The following is a 24,609-nucleotide window of genomic DNA, read 5'->3' as shown; positions in this document are numbered from 1 at the left end:
CGGGCTGCGGATGATCGCTACACCCGAAAGTGCTTCGACAGCTTCAGGCCCTGCGCCTGGTAGTTCGAGCCAATGCGCTGGCCGTACATCGCGTCGGGCCGCGCCAGCATCTTCTCGTAGACGAGGCGGCCGACGATTTGGCCGTGCTCGAGGATGAAAGGCACTTCGCGCGAGCGCACTTCGAGCACGGCGCGCGATCCCAGCCCGCCGGCACCGGCATAGCCGAAGCCGGGATCGAAGAATCCGGCATAATGCACCCGGAACTCGCCGACCAGCGGATCGAACGGCACCATCTCCGCGGCGTAATCGGGCGGCACCTGCACCGCCTCTTTCGACGCGAGGATATAGAACTCGCCGGGATCGAGGATCAGGCTGCCGTCAGGGCGCGCCGACATCGGCTCCCAGAAATCCTCGACGGCGTAGCCGGCGCGGCGATCGACGTCGATGACGCCGGTGTGGCGCTTGGCGCGATAGCCGACGAAGCCGCCGCTCTTCTCGCCGGAGAGATCCACGGAGACGGCGACGCCGCCGGTGAGATCGGCATCGTCGACGTCGACCAGACGCTCGGTCGCATGCAGCGCCTCGAGATCGTCGATGTTGAGGATGGCATCGCCGGTGCGGAAGCGCACCTGGCTCAGCCGCGAGCCCTCGCTGACCAGCACCGGGAACGTCTTCGGGCTGATCTCGGCATAGAGCGGACCGTGATAACCGGCGCCGATCATGTCGAACCGGCGGGTGCCGTCGGCGATCACGCGGGTGAAGACGTCGAGCCGGCCGGTCGAGCTTTTCGGGTTGGCGGCCGCGACGATCTCCGGCGGCAGTGCGAGGCTTTCGAGCAGCGGCACGATGTAGACGCAGTTGGTCTCCAGCACCGCGCCGTCGGCGAGGCTGAACTCGTGCAGCTTCAACTCGTCGATGCGCTCGGCGACGGTGGCGCCTGGACCGGGCAGGAAGCTGGCGCGAACGCGATAGGCGATGTCGCCGAGGCGCAAATCGAGGCTCGCCGGCTGGATCTGGCTTTCGACGAAGTCGTAAGCGGGCAGGATGAGACCGCCCTCCGCCATCGCCGCGATCATGCGGTCGGGCAGGATACCATTGGCGTCGGCGGCGACCGTGAACGTCAACCGAGGGGTCCTCATCAGGGATCAACACATCCCGACACGCGGGAAATACTAGCGTTTTACGGCTATCCGATGGACGTCTTGACGGAAAGGGCATTGCGGAATATGAGCATGACTTATCCCGTGGTGATTTGAGCCGGCCGGCTTGCAGCCACGTTAAATAAGTCGCTAAACAGGCCGGGGACCTCTGTGATCCCGGCCCGTGGAAATATTCCAGGCCGGTTTTTTTGTGACCATTTTCGATGGTCACTTCAGGAGGTCCTATGTCGAAGTCCCCGGTGCCCACCACGCACTACCGTCCCGAAACTCGCCTGGTCCATTCCGGCACCCTGCGCTCGCAATATGGCGAGACGTCGGAGTCGCTGTTCCTGACCCAAGGCTACGTCTACAACAGCGCCGAGGAGTGCGAGGCGCGGTTCAAGGGCGAGGACCCCGGCTTCATCTATTCCCGCTACTCCAATCCGACCATCTCGATGTTCGAGCGGCGCATGATCGAGCTCGAAGGCGCCGAAGCGGCCCGTTCGGCCGCGACCGGCATGGCCGCGGTGACGACCGCGATCCTGGCGCCGCTGAAGGCCGGCGATCACGTCGTGGCCTCGCGCGCGCTGTTCGGCTCGTGCCTCTATGTCGTGCAGGATTTGCTGCCGCGCTACGGCATCGAGACCACGCTGGTCGACGGTCTCGATCTCGACCAGTGGCAGCGCGCGCTGAAGCCGAACACCAAGACGTTCTTCCTGGAGAGCCCGACCAATCCGACGCTCGACGTGCTCGACATTCCCGGCATTGCCGAGATCGCGCACAGCGGCGGCGCGCGGCTTGTCGTCGACAACGTGTTCGCCACCCCGATCTGGCAGAGCCCGCTCGCGCTCGGCGCCGACGTCGTGGTCTATTCCGCGACCAAGCACATCGACGGCCAGGGCCGCTGTCTCGGCGGCATCATCCTGTCCTCGGAAGCGTTCATCGCCGAGCACATCCACAATTTCATGCGCCAGACCGGCCCGTCGATCTCGCCGTTCAACGCCTGGGTCCTGCTCAAGGGCCTGGAGACGCTGGGCGTGCGGGTGCGCGCGCAGACCGAGACGGCGGCGCGCATCGCGGACGTGCTGGCGAGCCATCCGAAGATTTCGCGGCTGGTGTTTCCCGGCCGCGCCGATCATCCGCAGGCAGCATTGGTGAAGAAGCAGATGCGCGGCGGCTCGACGCTGGTCGGTTTCGAAGTCAAGGGCGGCAAGCAGGGTGCGTTCCGCGTGCTCAACGAGCTCAAGCTGGCGAAAATCTCGAACAATCTCGGCGACGCCAAGAGCCTCGTCACGCATCCGGCGACGACGACGCATCAGCGCCTCAAGCCGGAGGACCGCGCAGCCCTCGGCATCAGCGAGGGATTCATTCGCTTCTCGGCGGGGCTCGAGCATCCGGACGATCTGATCGAGGATCTGACCGCGGCGCTGGAGAAGGCGTGAGGTATTGTGTCGTCCCGGCCTAGTGCGCAATTGCGCACGGGGTCGGGACGACCAATTACATCGGCCGATAGGTCCGCACGTCCGCCGGCACGTTGACGCCGAGCTTGATCTGGCCGACGGAGCGTATGATGTCGTCGCCGAGGAGTTGGGCGAAGCAGGCGTAGCCCCAATCGTTCATGTGCAGGCCGTCGGCGATCACGAAGCTCTCGACCGGAATCGATTGCTTCTCATGCCAGTCGCGCATCACCTCGAAGCGCGGGAAGATGCCGACGTGACGGAGCTCGGCGACCTTGCCGAGCAGCTTCACCATCCTGCCGGCGCTGTCCGCGCGCTGGTTGACGGCGGGCGAATATTGCGGATCGACCAGCACGATATCGGCGCCGCCGGCGGCCTGGATGCGGGAGATGCCGTCCTCGACCAGCTTGGCTGTGTCGCCGGGATCGAGATTGCGCAGCACCGCATTGGTGCCGACCTGCCAGATCACCAGATCCGGATGCACCTCGATCACCTCCTTCTGGAGCCGCTTCATCATCTCGGGCGCGTCCTCGCCGCCGACGCCGGCATTGACGACGGTGATGTCGGCGGTCGGATAATGCCGGCGCAGCTGCGCGGCAAGGCGGTTGGGATAGTTGAACTCCGGCGAACTCGCGCCGAATCCCGCGGTCGACGACGAGCCGAATGCGACGATGACGACGGGCTGGCCGGCGACGAGCTTGCCCGCGACATGCGGCAGCGAGCCCATCGTCTTCGAGCCGCCCTTCGGCGACAGGCAGGGGACACGGCTGAAGATGTCGCCGGCGGATTTTGCGACCTGCTTCACCTTGTCGATGGCGCGCGCCGTGACGCCGCGCTGGTCAGGGGACGTCGCTGCGACGGTGGTCTGGGACGGTGAAGCGGACGCGGGATTAGCCGATTGCTGCGGAGCGGGCGTTGCCTGCGCGGCCTGGGTCTGCGCGCGCGACTGCGAGGCCGGACTCAGCAACAGCAGCGCTGCTGCCAGCACAGTCAGCCATGCCGTCAGGCAAAAAGGGCGGAGAGAACTCATTAACGCTAGACCTCAATTTTGCTGCTGGGCCGGCTCCAGATGGGCTGCGTCAATCACAAACTGTGCCAACGCGCGGCCAAGGCAATCATGGACCTGCTTCGCCAGTTCAGGCCCGCGGGACGGGCTGAACAGGTCGAACTGCCCCTGATCATTCCACTGCCGCATGATCGCGAAACGATCGAACAGCGGGATATCGTGCTCCTGCGCCACCACCCGCATATTATCGAGGTATGGCGGCACCGAGATCATGGTTTCGGTGCGCGGGCTGTATTGCAAATTCATCAAGACGACGTCAGCCCCTGCCTTTTGCAACGCAGTAACCCCTTCGGTCACTGCGCCGCGAAAATCGTCGGGATCGATGGCTCGGATAGCATCGACAGTCCCGGTCTGCCAGATGACCAAAGTAGGCTTTTTTGCTTCCATCAGCTTAACGAAGCTGGCCGCCGCTTCCTCCGCCGTCTTCTTGGTCTGTATTTCTACGGAGACGTGCACGGTCTCGGACGGCGGCAGCTTGTCCTTCAGAATGGCTTGCATCCGTGCGGGGTAGGAGGCGTCCTCGGACGCTGGAATCGTGGTCGAACGGCTGCCGATGACCAGGATTTCGAGCGGCTTGCCGGCCTTGACAGCATCGGCGACCTTGGGAAGCTGGCTTTCGCTGGTGAGCAGATAGGACGGCAATTCGCAAGCTGCAGGCGCGGCTGAAGCTGCAGGCGCGGCCGAAGCAGCAGGCGCAGCATCCTCCGCGCGCGCCGGAGGCGCGGCGAGACCACCGCACAGCAGGATCAGGCTCAGGAAAACCTTCGCCTTCATCAGCCCCCTCCCGCCATATCGGCGCTGCCGACGGCGCTTTTGGTTTTGGAACCGCTCTTGTCAGCCACCCGCTTGTACCACGAAATCAGCCAGGCCATCGCCCACATGATCAGGATTCCGGAGAGACTAATTAACGCATGCATGACCGGGCCGCCCGAGACTTCGGCCAGGATGAAATGCCCCGCGAAGGCGAGGAAGACGCCGAGACAGAATATCTCCAGGGAATGCGAGCCGCACAGGATCAACGGCCGCAGCCAGGGCGATTTCAGGCCCGGCCAATCCCGCGGCAGGACGCGCACGGTGAGCGCGGCCAGCGCCAGGAAATGCGTGAAGCGCAGCACGTCGAGATCGGCCTTGTCGATCGGATACATCCACTGCTCGAGCCGCTTCGGCATGAATTGGGAGAGCTGCGGCACATACCAGGTCAGCGTCACGTAGAATGCCGCGACCAGATAGGCGATCGAGATCCACATCGTCACCCGCGAAGCCAGAATGCGCGACATGCGTCGCGCACCCCCGAGCGCGCACCATGCACCGAACACGAACAGCAATTGCCAGGCGAAGGGATTGAAGGCCCAGAAGCCGTTCGGATAGGCCGACAGATAAAGGTCGTATTCCCAGGTCACCGCGTAGAGCAGGACCGAGAGGCCGAGCGTCACGTCGGGGCGCCATTTCATCAGCCACAGGATCAAAGGCAGCGCCAGCATCAGCACGATGTAGAGCGGCAGCACGTCCATGTTGACGGGACGAAAGCGTAGCAGCAGCGCCTGCACGATAGTGACGTCGGGCTGCTTGAGGAAATCCATGATGCCCATCTCTTCGGTGTAGAGCGGGTTCTCGAACCTGGTCGCGACGTAGGAGATCTCGGCAAGGAAGATCGTGAACAGGAAGACGTGGGCCACATAGATCTGCCAGACGCGCCGCAGGATGCGCGCGGTGGCGACGACGATGCCGGACTCCAGCATCGCCCGGCCGTAGACGAAGGCGGCGGTATAGCCGGAGATAAAGATGAAGATCTCGGTGGCGTCGCTGAAGCCGTAATTGCGGATCGTGAACCAGGTCAGAAGGCTCGGCGGCAGGTGGTCGATGAAGATCAGCCACAGCGCGAGGCCGCGGAACAGGTCGAGCCGTAGCTCGCGCTCGCCGATGGCGGGCAGCGAAATGGCCGGCGCGGCCGCGCGTGGCCTGGTTTGTACAGGTTTAGCGGTTCCCGCGATCGTCGGTCCCGTCACTTGGTCGGCAATGGTCATCGGGGGCCTAAAAACCCTTCCGCAAATCGCGACGTGGCAAGGAGTGTACCGGTCCGGTCGTCATCTCGCAAAGCGACAGGATCACATGCGGGTGTACTTCCCTGCGAATTCTGGCGGGACGATGTCGCCATAACCGCCTCCGGCGTTTGGTTCCGGAGCGGATTTCGGTATGATGGCAATCATGTACCGCGCCGTGACCCGCCAGATCGAAGTGACCGTCGAGCCGAACTTTGTTCCGGAGCAGTCGTCGGCCGACCGCTCGCGCTATTTCTGGGCCTACACCATCGTCATCACCAATTCCGGCGACGAGACCGTGCAGCTCAAGACGCGGCACTGGATCATCACCGACGCCACCGGCCGGCAGCAGGAGGTGAAGGGCGAGGGCGTGGTCGGCGAGCAGCCGACGCTCGCCCCCGGCGAACGCTTCGAATACACATCGGGCGTGCCGCTCACGACCGCCTCCGGCTTCATGACCGGCCGCTACCAGATGGTCAGCGCAACCGGCGAACGTTTCGAGATCGACGTGCCGACGTTCTCGCTGGACAGCCCGGACAACAAGCGGGTGTTGAATTAGACTGGGAGCTGGTGGGCACGCTTCGCTTGACCCAACCTACGGCACTACGGCACGGCGCTACGCGTCTTCCACGCCCGCCTCATCCGGTGTGAACTCGTACACCGACGAGCAGAACTCGCAGGTCACGACGACCTTGTCGTCCTTGACCATGGCGGCGCGATCGTCGGACGAAAAGCTCTTCAGCATCGACGCGACCGCATCGCGCGAGCACGAGCATTGCGCCTTCAAGGACAGTGGATTGAACACGCGCACGCCGCGCTCGTGGAACAGACGGTAGAGCAGCCGCTCGCCGGAGAGCTCGGGGTCGATCAGCTCGACGTCTTCGACGGTTTCGATCAGCGAGCGCGCCTCGACCCAGGCGTCGTCTTCAGCGACGGCATGCACCTCGACGCCTTCGGGCGCGTCACCGGGATGCAGATCGGCCTGCCGCGCCCGCTCGGGCGCCTTCGGCAAAAACTGCATCAGCATGCCACCGGCACGCCAGCGATGCTTGCCGCCGTCGTTCGAACGCCATTCCTCGCCGACGGCGAGACGCACGCGCGTCGGGATCTGCTCGGAGCGCAGGAAATATTCGTGAGCGGCGTCTTCCAGGCTGCCGCCGTCGAGCGCGACCAAGCCCTGGTAGCGGCTCATGTCGGGGCCCTGGTCGATCGTCATGGCGAGATGACCGTGGCCCAGCAGCGCGCCGGAATGCGTGCCAGCATGCGTCCCGGACTCCTTGGCCTCGCCGAGGCGCGCGGCGTCGTAGCGCGCATAGGCGCGCAGGCGATCCGGCGCCTGGTAATCAACGACTAAAAACGACACCGGACCGTCGGTCTGCGCCTGGAGGATGAAGCGGCCCTCGAACTTCAGCGCCGAGCCGAGCAGCGTGGTCAGCACGATGGCCTCGCCGAGCAGCTTGCCGACCGGCGCCGGATAATCGTGCTTGGTCAGGATCTCGTCGAGCGCCGGACCAAGTCGCACCAGGCGACCGCGCACATCGAGCGCGTCGACCTCGTAGGGCAGCACGGCGTCGTCGATGGGAACCGCGGATGGCGCGCGAACCGGGCCTTCGGGCCCGGTTTTCATGTCAGGGGATTGGGAAACCATGGCGTTTTATCTGGGGTCGGAAGGCGGAAATGGAAGGGGGGCGAAGGGCGTGATCCGGCGCCGCGACGGTCACACAATCGTACCTGAAATTCCGTCGTCCAGGCCTGGTGCGCAATTACGCACGGAGGCCGGAACGACGGAAAGCTACTTTCCCGGGCCGCGTTACTTCACCGCGTCAAAACACCAGGCCAGAATGCCCTTCTGCGCGTGGAGGCGGTTCTCGGCCTCGTCGAACACGACGGATTGCGGACCGTCGATCACCTCGTCGGTGACCTCCTCGCCGCGATGGGCGGGCAGGCAGTGCATGAACAGCGCATCGGGCTTGGCCAGCGACATCAGCTGGGAATTGACCTGGTAGGGCTTGAGCACATTATGGCGGTGCTCGCCTTCCTTGTCGCCCATCGACACCCAGGTGTCGGTCACGACACAATCGGCGCCGCGCACGGCGGCTTCGGCATCCGTGCCGAGCATGATCGGTGCGCCGGTCGCCTTGATGAAGTCGCGCATCGCCTTTTTCGGCGCGAGCTCCGGGGGCGTCGCGACATTGAGCTGGAACTTGAAGCGCTCGGCGGCGTGCGCCCAGGAGGCGAGCACGTTGTTGTCGTCGCCGGTCCAGGCCACCGTCTTGCCCTCGATCGGGCCGCGATGTTCCTCGTAGGTCATGAGGTCGGCCATCACCTGGCAGGGATGCGAGCGCCGCGTCAGGCCGTTGATGACGGGGACGGTGGCGTTCGCCGCAAGCTCCAGCAGGGCATCGTGATTGAGGATGCGGATCATGATGGCATCGACGTAGCGCGACAGCACGCGCGCGGTGTCGGCGATGGTCTCGCCGCGGCCGAGCTGCATCTCGGCGCCGGTGAGCATGATCGGCTCGCCGCCGAGTTGGCGCATGGCGACGTCGAAAGACACGCGCGTCCGCGTCGAGGGGCGCTCGAAGATCATCGCCAGCGTCTTGCCTTCGAGCGGCCTGACCGGCTGATGCGCCTTCTGCTTCGCTTTCATCGCGGAGGACGCGGCGAGCATGCGCTTGAGCTCCGACAGCGGCAGCTCGTTGATATCGAGGAAGTGCTTCGGCGTCTTATCGGGCGACTTGCTCATCAGCTTGCCGCCCGCTTGTTGCCGGACAACACAGTGCAGGCGCGCTCGAGCCGCCCGACGCTGTCCTCGATCTCGGCTTCGGTGACGATCAGGGGCGGCAGGAAACGCACGACATTGTCGCCGGCCCCGACGGTGAGCAGTTTTTCCTCGCGCAAGGCGGCAACGAGATCGCCGGACGGCACCACGGCCTTGATGCCGATCAGGAGGCCCTCGCCCCGTACCTCGCTGACGATGTCGCCATGACGGTCGATCACGGAGGCGAGCTTCTGCTTGAGCAACAGCGACATCCTCTGCACATGATCGAAGAAGCCGGGCTTGAGCATGACGTCGAGCACCGCGTTAGCGGCGGAGATCGCGAGCGGATTGCCGCCGAAGGTCGAGCCGTGCGAGCCCGGCGTCATGCCGGAGGCCGCTTCCGCGGTGGCAAGGCAGGCGCCGATCGGGAAGCCGCCGCCGAGCGCCTTGGCCAGCGACATCACGTCGGGTTCGACGCCAAGGCGGCGGTAGGCGAACAGATCGCCGGTACGGCCCATTCCGGTTTGTACCTCATCGAAGGCGAGCAGCAAGCGGCGCTCGTCGCAGAGCTGGCGCAGCGCCTTGAGGAAGGCGGGCGTTGCCGAACGCACACCGCCCTCGCCCTGGATCGGCTCGATCAGGATGCCGGCGGTCTGCGGACCGATCGCCTTTTTCACCGCGTCGAGATCGCCATGCGCAACCTGGTCGAAGCCCTCCATGGGAGGGCCGAAGCCTTCGAGATATTTTGCCGATCCCGTCGCAGCCAGCGTCGCCAGCGTGCGGCCATGGAAGGCACCTTCGAAGGTGATCATGCGATAGCGGTCAGGATGGCCCTTTGCGGCGTGATAGCGGCGCACGACCTTGATCACGCATTCCAGCGCTTCGGCGCCGGAATTGCAGAAGAACACGAAGTCCGCAAAACTCTCGTTGCAGAGGCGGGCCGCCAGACGCTCACCGTCCGGGCTCTGGAACAGGTTCGACATGTGCCAGAGCTTGGTGGCCTGTTCCTGCAGCGCCGAGACCAGCGCCGGATGGGCGTGGCCGAGCGCGTTCACCGCCACTCCGGAGGTGAAATCGAGATAGCGCTCGCCATTGGTCGCGATCAGCCAGCAGCCTTCGCCACGCTCGAAACCGAGGTCGGACCTGGCGAAAACGGGGAGCAAATGCGGCGCTGCGCGGTTAGTCATGACGATCACTTGAATGTTGCGGACAGTGTGAGCGTGCATTGCGCGACGCACCATTGACCGGCCCGGAAAACGAAACGTGCCGCCTCTTGAGGGCGGCACGTGCGACTATCTTAGGCCTGATGAAACGGGTGTCAATGCCGCCCGGAAAGCCCCGCGAAACGCTGAATCCGTAGTCTTGCGGTGCCGATTTTGCGGGATTTAGCCACGGAACATGTGGAAGCGAGTCGCCGGACTCTTGCGCGGGAGTCACGCCATATTGTAGCGTTTGAATTGTCAGATACGACATCTCGTGCAGTGGTTCTGATCTCTAAGTCCTTATGTACCGGCGTAAACGTTCGGGCGTTCTAGTCGCGCCCGGCGAGCCTTAAGGGATTCTGACGGCACGGGTTTTTGAAGGCTTAGGCATTCGCTACGAGGCCCCAGGATGGCTGGCGCGCAGCGAGGGAAAGGGTGCAATGACGGTTTTGACCTGGTCCGATGATCGCGTCGAGCAGCTGAAAAAGCTCTGGGAGGCCGGACTTTCGGCCAGCCAGATCGCGGCTGAGCTCGGCAATGTGACCCGCAATGCCGTGATCGGCAAAGTGCACAGGCTCGGCCTGTCGGGTCGCGCCAAGAGCCCTTCGTCGGCAGCGCCCCGGCCGCGCAAGGCGCGCCCCGCGCAGCACATGATGCGGGTGTCGCGTCCGATCTCGCGCGGCAACACTGCGCTGGCGCAGGCGTTCGAGGTCGAGGCTGAGCCGGATCCGGTCACCTACGACAACGTGGTGCCGATGAGCCAGCGGCTGTCGCTGCTGGAATTGAACGAAGCGACCTGCCACTGGCCGGTCGGCGATCCCTCGACCCCGGACTTCTTCTTCTGCGGCGGCAGGGCGTTGTCCGGCCTGCCCTATTGCGCCCAGCACTCGCGCGTTGCGTACCAGCCGGCATCGGATCGGCGGCGCGCACCCGTGAAGCCGGGTCCGCGCTGAGCTAGCGGATTGGCTGATCGCGACGACGGCCGTCACACGGGTGACGGCTCAGCCCCTTGATGTCGTCACGGATAATTGCGCACGGGCCCCGGGAACGACGGCTGTGATTATTGACGCAGCCGAACTTAAGCTCACCAAGCCCTACACCTGCTCCGCCTTCGCGAAGCGATCATCCAGCGCGTAGCCGGCGCCGCGGACGGTGCGGATCGGGTCCTGCTCGCGGCCGAGATTGAGCAGCTTGCGCAGGCGGCCGATATGCACGTCGACGGTGCGCTCGTCGATGTAGATGTCGCGGCCCCAGACGCTGTCGAGCAGTTGCTCGCGCGAGAACACCCGTCCCGGATGCTCCAGGAAGAACTCCAGCAGGCGATATTCGGTCGGACCGAGATCGATCGGCCGGCCCGAGCGTGCCACGCGGCGCTTGTCGCGATCGAGCTCGATGTCGCCAAAGGCGAGCACGGTGGCGAGCCGCTCGGGGCTTGCGCGCCGCAGCAGGCCCTTCACGCGCGCCAGCAGTTCCGGCACCGAGAACGGCTTGACGATGTAATCGTCGGCGCCGGTCGCAAGCCCCCGCACCCGCTCGCTCTCCTCGCCTCGCGCGGTAAGCATGATGATCGGGAGCTGCTTGGTCTCGGGACGGGTGCGAAGCCGCCGGCATAATTCGATGCCTGACAGGCCCGGCAGCATCCAGTCCAGCACGATCAAATCGGGGATGTGCTCCTTGAGACGGGTGTCGGCGTCGTCGCCGCGCATCACCGTCTCGACGTCATAGCCGTCGCCTTCGAGGTTGTAGCGGAGAAGCTCGGTCAGAGCTTCCTCGTCCTCAACCACCATAATGCGTGCGCCCATCGGGTCGTTGCTCCCTAGGTGTTCGGTATCGTGTTGGCGAAGGTCGTCATATCGCCCTTCGGCCGCTTGTCGGTGATCGCCTGGCCCTCGATCATGTAGAACACGGTCTCGGCGATGTTGGTGGCGTGGTCGCCGATCCGCTCGATGTTCTTGGCGCAGAACATCAGGTGGATGCAGAACGAGATGTTGCGCGGATCCTCCATCATGTAGGTGAGGAGCTCGCGGAACAGCGAGGTGCAGATGGCGTCGACCTCTTCGTCGCCCTTCCACACCGCCATCGCCGCCGGCAAATCATGCGCGGCATAGGCGTCCAGCACCGATTTGACCTGCTGCTGCACGAGATCGGTCATGTGCTCGAGGCCGCGGAACAGCTTGAGCGGATGGAAGTCCGTCTCGAGCGCCGCGACGCGCTTGCCCATGTTCTTGGCGAGATCGCCGATGCGCTCGAGATCAGTCGCGACGCGCATGGCGCCGACGATCTCGCGCAGATCGACCGCCATCGGCTGGCGGCGGGCGATGGTGAGCACGGCGCGCTCCTCGATGCGCTTCTGCAGCGCGTCGAGCTCGGTGTCGATGGTGACGACGCGCTGGCCGAGCGGGACGTCGCGGCGGATCAGCGCATCGACGGAATCGACGATCATGCGCTCGGCGATGCCGCCCATCTCGGCGACCAGGCGAGTGAGTTCCTGGAGGTCGGTGTCGAAAGCCTTTGCGGTATGTTCAGAACCCATGTCGCGTCTCCTCAGCCGAACCGGCCGGTGATGTAATCCTGCGTGCGCCGGTCGGTCGGCGACGTGAAGATCTTGCTGGTGTCGTCGAACTCGATCAGCTCGCCGAGATACATGAAGGCGGTCTTGTCGGAGACGCGCGCCGCCTGCTGCATGTTGTGGGTGACGATCGCGATGGTGTAGTCCTCGGACAGTTCCTGGATCAGCTCCTCGACCTTGGCGGTCGAAATCGGGTCGAGCGCCGAACAGGGCTCGTCGAACAGGATCACCTCGGGCCGCACAGCGACGGTGCGGGCGATGCAGAGGCGCTGCTGCTGGCCGCCCGAGAGCGACAGGCCGGAGGCGTTGAGCTTGTCCTTGACCTCGTTCCACAGCGCGCCGCCGCGCAGCGCTTTCTCGACCCGGCCGTCCATCTCCGACTTCGAGATCTTCTCGTAAAGACGGATGCCGAACGCGATGTTCTCGTAGATCGTCATCGGGAACGGCGTCGGCTTCTGGAACACCATGCCGACGCGGGCGCGCAGTAGGTTCAGGTCCAGCTTGCCGTCAAGGATGTTGGTCTGGTCGAGCATGAGCTGACCGGTGGCGCGCTGACCGGGATAGAGGTCGTACATCCGGTTGAAGATGCGCAGCAGAGTCGACTTGCCACAGCCCGACGGGCCGATGAACGCCGTGACGCGGTTGGCGCCGAGCGTCAGGTTGATGTTCTTCAGCGCGTGGTGCTCGCCGTAATAGAAGTTCAGGTTGCGCGCGGTCACTTTGGGGGGCGCCTCGGGCAGCACCGGCGCGTGCGGCAGTCCACCGGACGCGCTCATCGATAGGGAAAGATCACTCATTTTGCGGTCCTCTCGGCGCCAAGGATGCGCGCGCCAATATTAAGGGCAAGAACGGTCAGGGTGATGAGCAGCGCCCCGCTCCAGGCCAGCTGCTTCCAGTAGGCATAGGGGCTCTGCACGAAATTGTTGATGGTGACCGGCAGGTTCGCCATCGTCTTGTTCAGGCCGAGGCTGAAGAACTGGTTCGACAGCGCGGTGAACAGCAGCGGCGCGGTCTCGCCGGCGACGCGGGCGGTGGCGAGCAGCACGCCAGTGATGAGACCCGAACGGGCTGACCGATAAGCGATCCGCTTGATCACCAGCGAACGCGGCAGGCCGAGCGCCGAGGCCGCCTCGCGCAGCGCGTTCGGCACCAGCAGCAGCATGTCCTCGGTCGTGCGCAGCACCACCGGGATCACGATCACCGCGAGCGCGAGCGAGCCTGCGATCGCGGAGAAGCCGCGCATCGGCACCACCACCGCGCCGTAGATGAACAGGCCGATGATGATCGAGGGCGCCGAGAGCAGGATGTCGTTGATGAAGCGGATCACCGAGGTCAGCCGGTCGTTGCGGCCGTATTCGGCGAGATAGGTGCCGGCGAACATGCCGAGCGGCGCGCCGATGCCGACGCCGATCACGGTCATGATCAGCGAGCCGACGATGGCGTTGAGCAGACCGCCCTCGCTCGATCCGGGGGGCGGTGTATTCTCGGTGAACAGCTGGACATTGAGTCCCGCCAGTCCGTTGTAGAGCAGCGTGATCAGGATCAGCGCAAGCCAGGTGACGCCGAAGGCGGTCGCGGCGATGCAGAGACCGCGGATGACGAAGTCGTTGCGGCGGCGGCGTGAATAGATCGGATTCATGGCGTCAATTTCCCGCCTTCTTTTCCAGCCGCATCAGCATCAGCCGCGCGGCTGCGAGCACGAAGAACGTCAGCACGAACAAGAGGAGGCCGAGCAGGATCAGGCCGGACTGGTGCAGGCCGTCGCTCTCGGCGAACTCGGATGCGATCGCCGCCGAGATCGTGGTGCCCGGGGCAAAGATCGACGACGAGATCCGGAACGAGTTGCCGATGATGAAGGTCACCGCCATGGTCTCGCCGAGCGCGCGGCCGAGCGCCAGCATGACGCCGCCGATGACGCCGACGCGGGTGTAGGGGATCACCACGCTGCGGACGACTTCCCAGGTGGTGCAGCCTACGCCGTAGGCGGCTTCCTTCAGCACCGGTGGCACCGTCTTGAACACGTCGACGGAGATCGAGGTGATGAAGGGCAGCACCATGATGGCGAGGATCAGCGCGGCATTGAACAGGCTGAGATAGGACGGGGGACCCGCGAAGATCGCACCCAGCACGGGCACTCCGTCGAAGATCTTGATCATGAAGGGCTGGAACGTGTTGGCGAGGAACGGACCCAACACGAAGAAGCCCCACATGCCGTAGATGATCGAGGGGATGCCGGCGAGCAGCTCGATCGCCATGCCGATCGGGCGGCGCAGCCATTGCGGGCAGAGTTCGGTGAGGAAGATCGCAATGCCGAGACCCACGGGAATGGCGATCAGCATCGCGATGAAGGAGGTGACGAGCGTGCCGTACATCGGCCCGAGCGCGCCGAGCACCGGCGGATCGGCGGACGGCGCCCAGCGCTGCGTCCACAGGAACGATAGCCCGTATTCCTTGATCGCCGGAAAGGCGCCGACGACCAGCGAAATGATGATGCCACCGAGGATCAGAAGCACCGAGATGGCGGAGAGCCGCGTGATCCAGTAGAAGGTGACGTCGCCGAGCTTGAACGCGCTCAAGGCCTTGGCGCGATCATACGGTCCGGCGTCGTCGATTACATCGCTCTGAACGGCCATCTCTGCCACGCCGATCCCCTGTACCAAATTAGTATACGTTTTTTGTTGGTCCGTGCCCCGGAGGCGACGCAGCGCCCCGGGACACGAGCGTCGCGAGCCTAGCTCTTGATGTCGGCAGCCCAGGTCTTCTCGATCAGCTGAACGACCGGGTCCGGCATCGGGATGTAGTCGAGCTCTTCAGCCGCCTTGCCACCGCTCTTGAAGGCCCAGCGGAAGAACTTGATGGCTTCCTGCGAGGCCGCCTTGTCGGTGGCGTCCTTGTGCATGAGGATGAAGGTCGCCGCCGTGATCGGCCAGGACTTCTCGCCGGGCTGGTCGGTCAGGATGACGTAGTAGCCGGGCGCCTTGGCCCAGTCGGCGTTGGAGGCGGCCGCCTGGAAGGCTTCGACGGTCGGCTGCACCGGCTTGCCGGCCTTGTTGACGAGACCGGTGTAGGTCAGCTTGTTCTGCTTGGCATAGGCGTACTCGACGTAGCCGATCGAGTTCTTGGTCTGGCTGATGTTGCCCGACACGCCTTCGTTGCCCTTGGCGCCGACGCCGACCGGCCATTCGACCGCAGTGCCCTCGCCGACCTTGCTCTTCCAGTCCGCGCTGGCCTTGGCGAGATAGTTGGTGAAGTTGAAGGTGGTGCCCGAACCGTCCGAACGGCGGACCACGGTGATGGCCTCCGAGGGCAGCTTCACGTTCGGGTTGAGCTTCTTGATCGCGGCGTCATCCCATTTGGTGATCTTGCCGAGATAGATGCTGGCGAGGGTCTCGCCGTCGAACACCATCTCACCGGGCTTCACGCCCTCGATGTTGACGACGGGAACGATGGCGCCCATCACCATCGGCCACTGGACCAGGCCGTCCTTCTCGAGCTGCTCCGCCTTGAGCGGCGCGTCGCTGGCGCCGAAGGTCACGGTCTTGGCCTGGATCTGTTTGATGCCGCCGCCGGAGCCGATCGACTGGTAGTTCAGACCGTTGCCGGTCTCCTTCTTGTAGGCGTCAGCCCATTTGGAATAGATCGGGAACGGGAACGTCGCACCGGCACCCGTGATATCGGCAGCGAAGGCCGACGTCGATGCGGCGACCAAGCCGGCAGCGACGATGGTTTTGAGGAAATTCATGGTGGTCTCCATACAGGGGAGCGAAGCGCCATCCGCGCCCGATCGCGCTCCCCGTGCCGCCCCTTTAGGAGCGAACAGCTGAGCTTTTACGAAGGTTTGGTGACAGTCGGATGACAGGCTTAAACAGCTGAATAAGCTGGAGTTTAGCTCAAAGCCGCAGGCTTGCCCTGGGGAAAACAGGCCGTGAAAGTGGCGCCCTGCCGCGGCACGCTTTCGATCAAAAGCCGGCCGCGATGGCGGTTAACAATATGTTTCACCAGCGATAATCCGAGGCCGGTGCCGCCCTGCGAGCGGCTGTCGCCGACATCGACCCGGTAGAAGCGCTCGGTCAGCCGCGGCAAATGTTCCGGCGCGATGCCGGGGCCGAAATCCCGGACCAGGACCCGGATTTCCTGAGTTCCATCAGTGGAGGGACTGGACGTCAGCGACACGATGACGCGACCTCCCGAGGCACCGTATTTGAGCGCGTTCTCGATCAAATTCTCGAACAGGCGGAGCAGCTCCTCGCGGTCGCCCGCGATCATCACCGGGGTCTCAGGCAGCTGGGTCTCGACCTCGACCTGGCGTTCCCGCGCCAGCGGCTCGAGCCCGTCGGCGACTTGCAAGATGATCGGCAGCAGGTCGACCAGGGTGTCGGGCCGCACATGGGCCGAGAGCTCCACCCGCGACAGCGACAGCAGATCGTCGATCAGGCGCGCCATGCGGGTGGCCTGGTTGTGCATGATGCCGAGGAAGCGCTCGCGCGCCTTGGGATCGTCCTTGGCCTGGCCCTGGAGCGTGTCGATGAAGCCGGACAGCGCGGCCAGCGGCGTGCGCAGCTCGTGGCTGGCATTGGCGACGAAGTCGGCCCTCATCTCCTCGACCCGGCGCAGCGGTGTTTGGTCGTGGAAGGTCATCAGCATGCATTTGTCGGCACCGCCGAACGTGGTCGGCACCGGCACCGGCGTGATGGTCAGCTCCATCCAGCGATCGACCGGGACATGGTCGAGATAGGTCGCGCGCCGCGGCTCGGTGGTCGCGATCGATTCACGCAGCGCCGTGATGATCTCGGGCGAGCGCAGCGCGAACTGGGCGAGCTCGTTCTTGCGCAGCGCCGGTGCGAGCTGGGCGGCCGCGGCGTTGAGATGGATGACGCGGCCGGCGCGGTCGAGCAGCACCGCAGGATCGGGCATGCCGGCGACGACCGCGGCCACCGCCGCGCTCTCGACCGGGTTGACGCGGCGAGTCTCTTCGCGCGAGGCGGCGGTATCGTGCAAGCGCCACGGGATCAGCGCTGCGGCCGCGATGCAGAGAAACACCGCAATCGCATGCAGTGCCGACAATTCGCCCAGCGAGACCACCACCGACAGCGCCAGCGCTGCGGCGATCAGGATGACGGTCGAGTGCCGCAGCCGGTCGGACCAGGGCTGGGCGGAGGGAGAAGATGGGGCGTCAATCGCCATCGGGGCGGGCTTCTCCAAGGGGACCCTTAAACTCAAGACTTGCGCCGGTCAGGCGCCGCTGTCGCTGCGCTTTCTCACATAAGCGGCTTCAGGCGCGGGGCCGGGGTCGAGCTTGAGCGCGGCCTGCTGCAGGCGCTTCGATCGAGCGCCGATGATAACCTCGCGAAACGTCAGCAAGATTACAGATATGACGAAAGGGGAGAGATAATAGAGAACGCGGAACAGCAGCATTCCGCCCAGCAGCTCCTCGCGGTCCATCTGCCAGAGGCCGACCAGCATGGCGGCGTCGAACACGCCAAGGCCCCCGGGCGAATGGCTGGCAAAGCCGAGCAGCGTGGCCGAGACGAAGATCACTGCGACCACCACGAAGCCGAGATTGGGTTCGTCCGGAACCAGCACGTACATCGCGAGCGCGCAGAAGCCGAGATCGATAATGCCGATCGCGATCTGGAGCAGCGTCAGCGGGCCGCCCGGCAGCATCACGGTCCAGGGCCCGCGGCCGACCATCCGCGGCTGGGTCCAGACCCAGACCACGTAAGCGACCAGCCCGACGATGATCATCATCGCCAGCGTCCGGTTCAGCCAGGGCGGCAGCATGTCGATCGAGGCAGCGGCCTCAGGGTGATAGGAGATGCCGAGGCCCAGCACGGCGGCATTGCCGAGCCAGAAGGTCAGGCCGGCGAGGAAGCAGATTTTTGCGACGTCGATCGCGTTCAGGCCGTAGGCGGAATAGATGCGGTAGCGCACCGCGCCGCCGGTGAAGACGCTGGCGCCGACATTGTGGCCGATCGAGTAGCTGGTGAAGGCGGCGAGCGCGTTGATGCGATAGGGCACGTGGACGTGGCCGATCGCGCGCACGGCGAACAGGTCGTAGAAGGTCAGCGTGAAATAGCCCGCGGCGACGAACAGCGCCGCCATCGCAATCTGGCTCGGCTCGGTGCTCTTGATCGCTTCGAGGACTTCGTTGACATCGATGCCGCGCAGCATGTGGTAGAGCACATAGCAAGCGATGCCGATGACCGCGACGCTGATCACAACTCCAAGCTTATGCAGGATTTGCTTCTGGCGCAGAAACGACATCGCCCTGCGTATGGCTTCCGGCATCTAAACCTCGAACAATGCTTCAGCGGCCAGGGTGGCCGGCGAACAGGCGGACGACGCGCAGACACCCAACCAACCCTTGTTGTCGGCCCCGGGATCGCGCATGCCCGCTGTCCCTCCACTAGCGCGTTTCCGGGCGGAGTGGAATTCGGCAATTCGAACAAAAGCTCGTGCCTTCAATATTTTAGGCACGGCTGCGGGCTCCTGATGCACGGTTTGGCGCTTTCGACGGCAAGACTGACGCGAATCTCCATGGCAATCCTGCGCAGTCGCCATGAAGTTTTGATGATTTCCGACCGTACAATGTTCCGTCACGGCTTAGGCCGACGTCAATCTATGGGGTACACTCACCTGTTGAAAGAGGGTGACCGGAGGGTTTGTTCAGGGTTTCCGATGTGCCGGAATGCCGCGCAGCCGCGGCCCTGACTCCCGCGGTCAGGGTGCACGGCAACATCACAGAGCAGCAGGCGGCGCGGTGCGCGAGACCACCCGATGGCGCAGCCAGGCGCCGATGGTGCCGCCGACAAGATAGCAGCCGAGCATGATGAGGGCGAGATCGAGCCAGTAGCCGAAGCGGCCGGGGACCACATGCGCGAACGAGGCCGCGACCAGGCCGGCAGCAAGCACGGCGAGCCAGCGCGCAGTCACTTTCGAGGTGCCGTTGCCGCGCTGGACCACCGAGATCCAGCCCATGCAAAAGCCGAGCAGCAGCGAGCCGATCAGCCAGCCCAGATGGAATGAGACGAGGTAGGGCATCGTCACCTCACCAGAAATTCGATGCGGCGGTTCTGCGCCTTGGCGTCTTCGGTGTCATTGCCGGCGAGGGGCTGCGTGCTGCCGTAGCCGACCGCAGTGAAGCGGCTGGCGGGCAGGCCAGCCTTGACCAGATAGTCGATCACCGCCTGCGCGCGCTTCTCCGAGAGCGCCTGGTTGACGGCATCCTCGCCGTCCGCATCGGTATGCCCGGCGACCTCGATATTGGTGGTGGGGCATCGCAGTGCCGTCTCGATCAGATGATCGAGAATGCCGGCGGAATCCGGATCAATGTCGGCGCGCTTCGCCCCGAAGCGGATCTTGGCCTTGGCCAGCAGCTCCGAGAACAATTGCTGGCACACGGTGCCGTCGACCGGCCCGGCCGCGGGTTTCACCGTGATTTCCGGCTTGTACTGCCAGTTTTTCGGGAAATCCTTGCCAAGGCCTGCGCGGATGTCGTTGGCGGCGCCTTCATAGAGAGCATCGCCCGACAGCTTCACCTCGCGGTCGGAGACGACGAGCGTGCCGGTCGACAGTCGCGACAGCGCGCCGAGCGCTGCGACCACGGCAGGGTTGAAGGAGCCGGGTGCGCCGACGCTGGCCTTGAGATTGTCGACGACCTTTTCGTTGAAGAATTTCCGCGACGCGCTGGTGGCGATGGCCGCGTGGACATTGTTGTCGGGCACGTACCCGGTCAGCGTCACCGTCGCGGCCACCGGATCCTTGTAGGCCTGGAAGACGTAGGGCGGCGCCTTGACGTCATTGGCTGCGACCGAAAAGCCCTCGGGCAGGTTTTTGAGCGCCGCTGCGACCGCTTCGCGGCCGCCGAGCTCGCGCGCCATGCCCGACAGAGTGACCTTGGTGTCAGAGATCGTGATCTTGCCGTCCTTCAGCTTGCCGATCTGGTCGAGCAGCAGCATCGCAGCCGCCTCGAATCGCGGTGGTGCGCCGCGCGCCAGACCCATCTGATCGGCGACCTCGGTGCCGCCGACCTCCTTGCGGGCCGCCTCGGTCAGGCGGCCCTTCATCGACGGCAGTGGCGCGGAGCCTGACAGCGTCACCCGCACCACGTCGCGTTCGGCGTTCCAGACAAAGGGTTTTGCCTCGGGCACGAGGCGGGTTCGGTCGTCGACCAGGCGCACCCCGGGGACGGTCTCGACCGCCACAACAGCATCGCGGCGCCCCTCCTCGGAAAACGCGTCCGCAGCCAGGCGGACGTCGCGGCCGTCCACCGCGATCCGGGTCTTGTCCAGAACGGTGTCCTTGAGGGCGGCCGAACTGCGGGCGGAAAGGTCCGCCTCGACCGGCAAAGTATTATTCCAGGCCGCAAATCCCCACATGACGGCCAGGGGGATCAGCCCCGGCCACCATTTGCTGGCCCACCTGAAAAGCTTCTGCATTCGACGACCCGAACTCTGGAACCGGAGACAAAACAAACCCTTGGCGGGCTGTCAAACCGGAAATGACGCCCTTCCGAAGGCCGGGCGGGGACAATTGGAATAACTTTTTCTTCAAGGGTTCTTCCGTAAGTTGAAGACGGAATGCCAAAGTCCGCCAGCGGGTCATGAAACAACTCCGTAACAACGTCATCCGCGCCGGGCTGGGAGCACTCTATTTCAGCGGGGCGCACCATCTGTTGCGCCCGCTTTTGTCGGGCGTCGGCGCCATATTCATGCTGCACCACGTGCGGCCGGCCCGTGACGCGGCGTTCCAGCCGAACAGGCATCTCGAAGTCACCCCCGAATTCCTGCGCGCGACGCTGCGCCATCTGCGCTCGCGCGAGATCGACATCGTCAGCATGGACGAGGTGCATGAGCGGCTGGTACGGCGCCGGTTCGACCGCCGCTTCGCCGCCTTTACGCTCGACGATGGCTATCGCGACAATCTCGATTTCGCTCTGCCGGTTCTGCGCGAATTTGACGCGCCTCTGGCGGTCTATGTCGCCAGCGATTTCGCCGAGGGCACGGGTCGGCTGTGGTGGGAGGCGCTGGAGGCAGTGATCGCCAAGGCCGAGCAGATCGAGGTAACAATCGGCGATGCCGCGCTGCGGCTCGATGCGACGACGCCGGCCGCCAAGCAGGCGGCGTTCGACCGCCTGCACGACTGGTTGCGCGCATTGCCGGGCGAGCACGATCTCAAGCGCGAGATCGAGGCGCTCTGCACGAAGTACGGCGTCGACATGGCCGCGCTGTGCCGCGGCCTCTGCCTGTCATGGGACGAGGTGAAGACGTTTGCCGCCGATCCCCTGGTCACGATCGGTGCGCATTCCGTCAGCCATTGCAATCTCGCCAGGCAAAGCGAAGAGATCGCCGCGCATGAGATGGCCGTGAGCCGCGCGCGCATCGAGCAGGCGCTCGGCCGCAATGTCCAGCATCTTGCCTATCCCTATGGCGACCGCGAGGCGGCGGGCGAGCGTGAATTCGCTCTCGCTGCGACCGCGGGCTTCAAGACCGCAGTGACGACGCGGCCCGGCATGCTGTTCGCCGAGAACGCCGGCCACATGACCGCGCTGCCACGCGTCTCGCTCAACGGCAATTACCAGGACACGCGGATTCTGCCGGTGCTGACCTCGGGCGCCGCGACCGCGATGTGGAACGGCTTCCGCAGGATCGCGGCGGCTTGATCCAACCGCACACTCAGACCTCATCCTGAGGAGCGCTCCGAAGGAGCGCATCTCGAAGGATAGGTCGCCCGCCTCCTTTGAGACGCGCTGGCGCGCTCCTCAGGATGAGTGCGGAGCTGACGAGCTGAGTTGACTCCCCTCCCCGCCCCGCTCACAACCGGAGCAAATCAAGGGAGGCACCATGTTCAACGATCTGTTCTCGCTCAAAGGCCGCGTCGCGCTGGTGACCGGCGGTTCGCGCGGCATCGGCAAGATGATCGCGGCGGGATTTCTCAGCGCAGGGGCCGCGAAAGTCTACATCACCGCGCGCAAGGCCGGACCTTGCGAAGCAACCGCGAACGAGCTCTCCGCGCAATATGACGGCGAATGCATCGCGCTGCCGATCGATATCTCGACGGTGGCCGGCGCCGAGCTGCTCGCGAGCGAATTCGGGAAGCGCGAGCAAAAACTCGACATTCTCGTCAACAATGCGGGCGCGGCCTGGGGCGCGGAGTTCGACGAGTTTCCGGAGAGCGGCTGGGACAAGGTGATGAACCTCAACGTCAAGGCGCCGTTCTTCCTGACCAAGGCGCTGGCGCCCGCGTTGCGCGCGGCGGCATCAGTAGAGCGGCCGGCGAAAGTGATCAACGTCGCCTCGATCGACGGCATCTTCGTCAATCCGGGCGAGACCTATTCCTACGCGGCGAGCAAGGCGGGGTTGATCCATTTGACGCGGCGCATGGCCGTGAAGCTGATCGGCGACCATGTCGTGGTCACCGCGATCGCGCCGGGCCCGTTCCGGTCCGACATGAACCGCGCCGCGCGCGATCATGCCGACGAGGTCTCGACGCGCGTGCCCGCGGGCCGCATCGGCACCGACGAGGACATGGCGGGTGCGGCGATCTATCTCGCCTCGCGCGCGGGAGATTACGTGGTGGGCGCAACCATCGCGGTGGACGGCGGCATCGTTTATGCGAACCCGGGGATCAAGGGAAGCGGATGGGATAGTTGAGGCGCGCGCGAGGGGCGACGCCCTCAACTTAGACTCACTGTCATGCCCCGGCTCGACCGGGGCATCCAGGACGCCGCAGCTTCTCGATTTATCCCTGCCCTCTCTGGAATACTGGATCATCCGCTTTCGCGGGTGATGACAGTCTTCGATACGGCAACAGGCGATCCGCGTCAGCGATAGGCCTTACGACTCAATCTTCACGTACTCGAAATCGCCGGGCTTGTTGTCGATGCCGACTTTCGGCGGCGAGATCCAGGAGGCGAACTCGCCGGTCTCGGTGACGGGCTGCATCAGCGAAGTGATGAAGTCGCCGTCAGCAGTGGAGGGCAGCCATTCATCCTTGCGCCTGGCCCAGGTTGCGTCGTCGATCAACAGGCCATCCGGCGTCGCGTGGATGCCCTTGAACTCGCCGATGTGGCGGTGGAAGGCGACGTTGGGCAGCTTGAGCTGAAACTGGTAGCCTGCGGTCGAGATCACCTTGTTCCAGCGCAGCATGCCCTTGACGCAATCCTGGCTGTAATCGTCGCGCAGGCGCATGTTGAGCGCGGTCAGCGCCGGCTCGTCCACGAGCTTGATCTCGCCGTCGATGAACTTCAGCACCGGATAGGTGGCGTTCTTGAGCTGATGATCGTCGTCGATCTGGGTCTCGTGATAGCGGCCCTTGATGCCGGTGTTGAAGGCGTTGGCCGCGTTGGTCGAGACTTCCGAGCCAAACAGATCAAGCGACAACGTATAGTGCAGGTTCAGCTTCTTCTGAATGGTCGGCAGGTCGATCACGCCGAGCGCGCGGACTTTCGCGATGTCGGAGGGATCGGTGATGCCGGCTTCGCGCATCGCATCGCAGGTGCGCTGCACGACGCGGGTGATGCCGGTCTCGCCGACGAACATGTGGTGCGCTTCTTCCGTCAACATGAAACGGCAGGTGCGCGACAACGGATCGAAGCCGGACTGCGCCAGCGAGTGCAGCTGCATCTTGCCGTCGCGGTCGGTGAAGTAGGTGAACATGAAGAAGGACAGCCAGTCCGGCGTCGCCTCGTTGAAGGCGCCCAGCATGCGCGGCGCGTCAGCGTCACCCGACCGGCGGCGCAGCAAATCGTCAGCCTCTTCACGTCCGTCGCGGCCAAAGTACTTTTGCAGCAGGTAGACCATCGCCCAGAGGTGGCGGCCTTCCTCGACATTGACCTGAAACAGATTGCGCATGTCGTAGAGCGAGGGCGCGGTCTTGCCGAGGTGGCGTTGCTGCTCGACCGAGGCGGGCTCTGTGTCGCCCTGGATCACGATGAGACGGCGCAGCATGGCGCGATATTCGCCCGGGACTTCCTGCCAGGCCGGCTCGCCAAGATGCTCGCCGAAGGGCACGACGCGATTCTCTTCCTGGGGCGCCAGGAGAATGCCCCAGCGATACTCGGGCATCCGCACGTAGTCGAACTTGGCCCAGCCGCGCGGATCGACCGAATAGGCGGTGCGCAAATACACCAGCGATTCCTGGAAGCCTTCCGGCCCCATGTCTTTCCACCAATCCATGTAGCCGGGATGCCAGCCTTCCAGCGCCTTCAGCACCTGGCGGTCTTCGGCCAAATTGACGTTGTTCGGAATCTTGGTCGAGTAGTCGACGTTCATGATGTTCATGTTCATGGCCGTGCTCCTTGAGATCTCTTTCCGTCATGCCCGGCCTTGTGCCGGGCATCCACGTTCTTGCCTGCGTGAGCCAAGGACGTGGATGG

The 24,609-nt window shown here is 64.5% G+C and carries 23 protein-coding genes and 1 riboswitch; of the genes, 5 read left to right on the top strand and 18 right to left on the bottom strand.

Annotated elements, in window-relative coordinates; translation table 11 throughout:
• Positions 1-17: 17 nt before the first annotated feature.
• Positions 18-1,124, bottom strand: a complete 1,107-nt coding sequence (locus IVA88_RS17800) for a 2'-deoxycytidine 5'-triphosphate deaminase (RefSeq protein WP_247498536.1) — start codon at positions 1,122-1,124, stop codon at positions 18-20.
• A gap of 110 nt (positions 1,125-1,234) precedes the next feature.
• Positions 1,235-1,314, top strand: a riboswitch (SAM riboswitch).
• 70 nt (positions 1,315-1,384) lie between these two features.
• Here IVA88_RS17800 and IVA88_RS17795 point away from each other — a divergent pair.
• Positions 1,385-2,581: an O-succinylhomoserine sulfhydrylase gene (locus IVA88_RS17795; RefSeq protein ID WP_247498535.1), complete on the top strand. Its 1,197-nt coding sequence runs from the start codon at positions 1,385-1,387 to the stop codon at positions 2,579-2,581.
• A 55-nt stretch (positions 2,582-2,636) separates the two neighbouring features.
• Here the strand turns inward: IVA88_RS17795 and IVA88_RS17790 are convergent, their stop codons facing one another.
• From IVA88_RS17790 to IVA88_RS17780, 3 genes are read right to left on the bottom strand one after another with little or no spacing between them, the layout of a single operon-like run.
• The gene (locus tag IVA88_RS17790; RefSeq protein ID WP_247498534.1) at positions 2,637-3,626 is read right to left on the bottom strand and encodes an SGNH/GDSL hydrolase family protein; all 990 of its coding nucleotides are present in this window, start codon (positions 3,624-3,626) and stop codon (positions 2,637-2,639) included.
• A gap of 12 nt (positions 3,627-3,638) precedes the next feature.
• Positions 3,639-4,436 carry an SGNH/GDSL hydrolase family protein gene (locus IVA88_RS17785; RefSeq protein ID WP_247498533.1) on the bottom strand — a complete coding sequence of 266 codons (798 nt, stop codon included), beginning with the start codon at positions 4,434-4,436 and terminating at the stop codon, positions 3,639-3,641.
• Positions 4,436-5,686, bottom strand: a complete 1,251-nt coding sequence (locus IVA88_RS17780; protein ID WP_247498532.1) for an OpgC domain-containing protein — start codon at positions 5,684-5,686, stop codon at positions 4,436-4,438. Before IVA88_RS17780 ends, IVA88_RS17785 begins: the two co-directional genes overlap by 1 nt.
• Positions 5,687-5,855: 169 nt before the next feature.
• Between IVA88_RS17780 and apaG the strand changes: the two genes are divergently transcribed.
• Positions 5,856-6,260, top strand: a complete 405-nt coding sequence (gene apaG / locus IVA88_RS17775; RefSeq protein WP_156948545.1) for a Co2+/Mg2+ efflux protein ApaG — start codon at positions 5,856-5,858, stop codon at positions 6,258-6,260.
• A gap of 57 nt (positions 6,261-6,317) precedes the next feature.
• Here apaG and IVA88_RS17770 read toward each other — a convergent pair whose 3' ends face one another.
• The 3 genes from IVA88_RS17770 to IVA88_RS17760 all read right to left on the bottom strand — a co-directional run bounded on the left by IVA88_RS17770 (position 6,318) and on the right by IVA88_RS17760 (position 9,649).
• Positions 6,318-7,349 carry an Hsp33 family molecular chaperone gene (locus tag IVA88_RS17770; protein WP_247498531.1) on the bottom strand — a complete coding sequence of 344 codons (1,032 nt, stop codon included), beginning with the start codon at positions 7,347-7,349 and terminating at the stop codon, positions 6,318-6,320.
• 162 nt (positions 7,350-7,511) lie between these two features.
• The gene (gene argF / locus IVA88_RS17765) at positions 7,512-8,447 is read right to left on the bottom strand and encodes an ornithine carbamoyltransferase (RefSeq protein WP_247498530.1); all 936 of its coding nucleotides are present in this window, start codon (positions 8,445-8,447) and stop codon (positions 7,512-7,514) included.
• A complete protein-coding gene (locus IVA88_RS17760) occupies positions 8,447-9,649 on the bottom strand; it encodes an aspartate aminotransferase family protein (protein WP_247498529.1) in 1,203 nt (400 codons plus the stop codon). Before IVA88_RS17760 ends, argF begins: the two co-directional genes overlap by 1 nt.
• Before the next feature lie 455 nt (positions 9,650-10,104).
• Between IVA88_RS17760 and IVA88_RS17755 the strand changes: the two genes are divergently transcribed.
• A complete protein-coding gene (locus IVA88_RS17755) occupies positions 10,105-10,617 on the top strand; it encodes a GcrA family cell cycle regulator (protein WP_247394018.1) in 513 nt (170 codons plus the stop codon).
• A 141-nt stretch (positions 10,618-10,758) separates the two neighbouring features.
• Here IVA88_RS17755 and phoB read toward each other — a convergent pair whose 3' ends face one another.
• From phoB to IVA88_RS17705, 10 genes are all read right to left on the bottom strand, one after another.
• The gene (gene phoB / locus IVA88_RS17750) at positions 10,759-11,466 is read right to left on the bottom strand and encodes a phosphate regulon transcriptional regulator PhoB (RefSeq protein WP_007597871.1); all 708 of its coding nucleotides are present in this window, start codon (positions 11,464-11,466) and stop codon (positions 10,759-10,761) included.
• Between the two features lie 14 nt (positions 11,467-11,480).
• Complete coding sequence (gene phoU, locus IVA88_RS17745) at positions 11,481-12,197, bottom strand: phosphate signaling complex protein PhoU (protein ID WP_247498528.1); 717 nt, start codon at positions 12,195-12,197, stop codon at positions 11,481-11,483.
• A gap of 11 nt (positions 12,198-12,208) precedes the next feature.
• Positions 12,209-13,030, bottom strand: a complete 822-nt coding sequence (pstB, locus tag IVA88_RS17740; RefSeq protein ID WP_247498527.1) for a phosphate ABC transporter ATP-binding protein PstB — start codon at positions 13,028-13,030, stop codon at positions 12,209-12,211.
• Complete coding sequence (gene pstA / locus IVA88_RS17735) at positions 13,027-13,872, bottom strand: phosphate ABC transporter permease PstA (RefSeq protein ID WP_247498526.1); 846 nt, start codon at positions 13,870-13,872, stop codon at positions 13,027-13,029. The genes pstB and pstA overlap by 4 nt, the downstream gene beginning before the upstream one ends.
• A gap of 4 nt (positions 13,873-13,876) precedes the next feature.
• Positions 13,877-14,866, bottom strand: coding sequence for a phosphate ABC transporter permease subunit PstC (gene pstC / locus IVA88_RS17730; protein WP_247500341.1), 990 nt, complete (start codon positions 14,864-14,866; stop codon positions 13,877-13,879).
• A 98-nt stretch (positions 14,867-14,964) separates the two neighbouring features.
• Positions 14,965-15,975, bottom strand: a complete 1,011-nt coding sequence (gene pstS, locus IVA88_RS17725; protein ID WP_247498525.1) for a phosphate ABC transporter substrate-binding protein PstS — start codon at positions 15,973-15,975, stop codon at positions 14,965-14,967.
• Between the two features lie 143 nt (positions 15,976-16,118).
• Positions 16,119-17,417 carry an ATP-binding protein gene (locus tag IVA88_RS17720; protein ID WP_247498524.1) on the bottom strand — a complete coding sequence of 433 codons (1,299 nt, stop codon included), beginning with the start codon at positions 17,415-17,417 and terminating at the stop codon, positions 16,119-16,121.
• A gap of 48 nt (positions 17,418-17,465) precedes the next feature.
• Positions 17,466-18,521, bottom strand: coding sequence for a lysylphosphatidylglycerol synthase domain-containing protein (locus IVA88_RS17715; RefSeq protein WP_247498523.1), 1,056 nt, complete (start codon positions 18,519-18,521; stop codon positions 17,466-17,468).
• A 450-nt stretch (positions 18,522-18,971) separates the two neighbouring features.
• Positions 18,972-19,274, bottom strand: a complete 303-nt coding sequence (locus tag IVA88_RS17710) for a hypothetical protein (RefSeq protein ID WP_247498522.1) — start codon at positions 19,272-19,274, stop codon at positions 18,972-18,974.
• A 2-nt stretch (positions 19,275-19,276) separates the two neighbouring features.
• On the bottom strand, positions 19,277-20,671 hold the full coding sequence (locus IVA88_RS17705) for an OmpA family protein (protein ID WP_247498521.1): 1,395 nt from the start codon (positions 20,669-20,671) through the stop codon (positions 19,277-19,279).
• A 164-nt stretch (positions 20,672-20,835) separates the two neighbouring features.
• Here IVA88_RS17705 and IVA88_RS17700 point away from each other — a divergent pair, with 164 nt between their 5' ends.
• Positions 20,836-21,894 (top strand): polysaccharide deacetylase family protein, encoded by a 1,059-nt coding sequence (locus tag IVA88_RS17700; RefSeq protein ID WP_247498520.1) that lies wholly within the window; start codon positions 20,836-20,838, stop codon positions 21,892-21,894.
• 181 nt (positions 21,895-22,075) lie between these two features.
• A complete protein-coding gene (locus IVA88_RS17695) occupies positions 22,076-22,885 on the top strand; it encodes an SDR family oxidoreductase (protein ID WP_247498519.1) in 810 nt (269 codons plus the stop codon).
• A 183-nt stretch (positions 22,886-23,068) separates the two neighbouring features.
• On the opposite strand, the gene boxB is transcribed toward IVA88_RS17695, so the two are convergent.
• On the bottom strand, positions 23,069-24,520 hold the full coding sequence (gene boxB, locus IVA88_RS17690) for a benzoyl-CoA 2,3-epoxidase subunit BoxB (protein ID WP_247498518.1): 1,452 nt from the start codon (positions 24,518-24,520) through the stop codon (positions 23,069-23,071).
• Positions 24,521-24,609 lie beyond the last annotated feature (89 nt).

It is taken from the genome of Bradyrhizobium sp. 149 (assembly GCF_023073915.1).
GTDB lineage: Bacteria > Pseudomonadota > Alphaproteobacteria > Rhizobiales > Xanthobacteraceae > Bradyrhizobium.
The sequence above is the reverse complement of the archived record's forward strand: the minus strand, read 5'-3'. Positions and strand labels throughout refer to the sequence as shown.

What these genes read in the sequence shown, in the direction of transcription:
- phoU (WP_247498528.1), bottom strand. Translation starts at nt 12,197, where the DNA reads ATGGGTTCTGAACATACCGCAAAGGCTTTCGACACCGACCTCCAGGAA.
- phoB (WP_007597871.1), bottom strand. Translation starts at nt 11,466, where the DNA reads ATGGGCGCACGCATTATGGTGGTTGAGGACGAGGAAGCTCTGACCGAG.
- pstB (WP_247498527.1), bottom strand. Translation starts at nt 13,030, where the DNA reads ATGAGTGATCTTTCCCTATCGATGAGCGCGTCCGGTGGACTGCCGCAC.
- IVA88_RS17695 (WP_247498519.1), top strand. Translation starts at nt 22,076, where the DNA reads ATGTTCAACGATCTGTTCTCGCTCAAAGGCCGCGTCGCGCTGGTGACC.
- pstA (WP_247498526.1), bottom strand. Translation starts at nt 13,872, where the DNA reads ATGAATCCGATCTATTCACGCCGCCGCCGCAACGACTTCGTCATCCGC.
- boxB (WP_247498518.1), bottom strand. Translation starts at nt 24,520, where the DNA reads ATGAACATGAACATCATGAACGTCGACTACTCGACCAAGATTCCGAAC.
- IVA88_RS17770 (WP_247498531.1), bottom strand. Translation starts at nt 7,349, where the DNA reads ATGGTTTCCCAATCCCCTGACATGAAAACCGGGCCCGAAGGCCCGGTT.
- IVA88_RS17715 (WP_247498523.1), bottom strand. Translation starts at nt 18,521, where the DNA reads ATGCCGGAAGCCATACGCAGGGCGATGTCGTTTCTGCGCCAGAAGCAA.
- IVA88_RS17785 (WP_247498533.1), bottom strand. Translation starts at nt 4,436, where the DNA reads ATGAAGGCGAAGGTTTTCCTGAGCCTGATCCTGCTGTGCGGTGGTCTC.
- argF (WP_247498530.1), bottom strand. Translation starts at nt 8,447, where the DNA reads ATGAGCAAGTCGCCCGATAAGACGCCGAAGCACTTCCTCGATATCAAC.
- pstC (WP_247500341.1), bottom strand. Translation starts at nt 14,866, where the DNA reads ATGGCCGTTCAGAGCGATGTAATCGACGACGCCGGACCGTATGATCGC.
- IVA88_RS17710 (WP_247498522.1), bottom strand. Translation starts at nt 19,274, where the DNA reads ATGCCCTACCTCGTCTCATTCCATCTGGGCTGGCTGATCGGCTCGCTG.
- IVA88_RS17780 (WP_247498532.1), bottom strand. Translation starts at nt 5,686, where the DNA reads ATGACCATTGCCGACCAAGTGACGGGACCGACGATCGCGGGAACCGCT.
- IVA88_RS17760 (WP_247498529.1), bottom strand. Translation starts at nt 9,649, where the DNA reads ATGACTAACCGCGCAGCGCCGCATTTGCTCCCCGTTTTCGCCAGGTCC.
- IVA88_RS17795 (WP_247498535.1), top strand. Translation starts at nt 1,385, where the DNA reads ATGTCGAAGTCCCCGGTGCCCACCACGCACTACCGTCCCGAAACTCGC.
- IVA88_RS17720 (WP_247498524.1), bottom strand. Translation starts at nt 17,417, where the DNA reads ATGGCGATTGACGCCCCATCTTCTCCCTCCGCCCAGCCCTGGTCCGAC.
- IVA88_RS17755 (WP_247394018.1), top strand. Translation starts at nt 10,105, where the DNA reads ATGACGGTTTTGACCTGGTCCGATGATCGCGTCGAGCAGCTGAAAAAG.
- IVA88_RS17705 (WP_247498521.1), bottom strand. Translation starts at nt 20,671, where the DNA reads ATGCAGAAGCTTTTCAGGTGGGCCAGCAAATGGTGGCCGGGGCTGATC.
- IVA88_RS17700 (WP_247498520.1), top strand. Translation starts at nt 20,836, where the DNA reads ATGAAACAACTCCGTAACAACGTCATCCGCGCCGGGCTGGGAGCACTC.
- pstS (WP_247498525.1), bottom strand. Translation starts at nt 15,975, where the DNA reads ATGAATTTCCTCAAAACCATCGTCGCTGCCGGCTTGGTCGCCGCATCG.
- IVA88_RS17790 (WP_247498534.1), bottom strand. Translation starts at nt 3,626, where the DNA reads ATGAGTTCTCTCCGCCCTTTTTGCCTGACGGCATGGCTGACTGTGCTG.
- apaG (WP_156948545.1), top strand. Translation starts at nt 5,856, where the DNA reads ATGATGGCAATCATGTACCGCGCCGTGACCCGCCAGATCGAAGTGACC.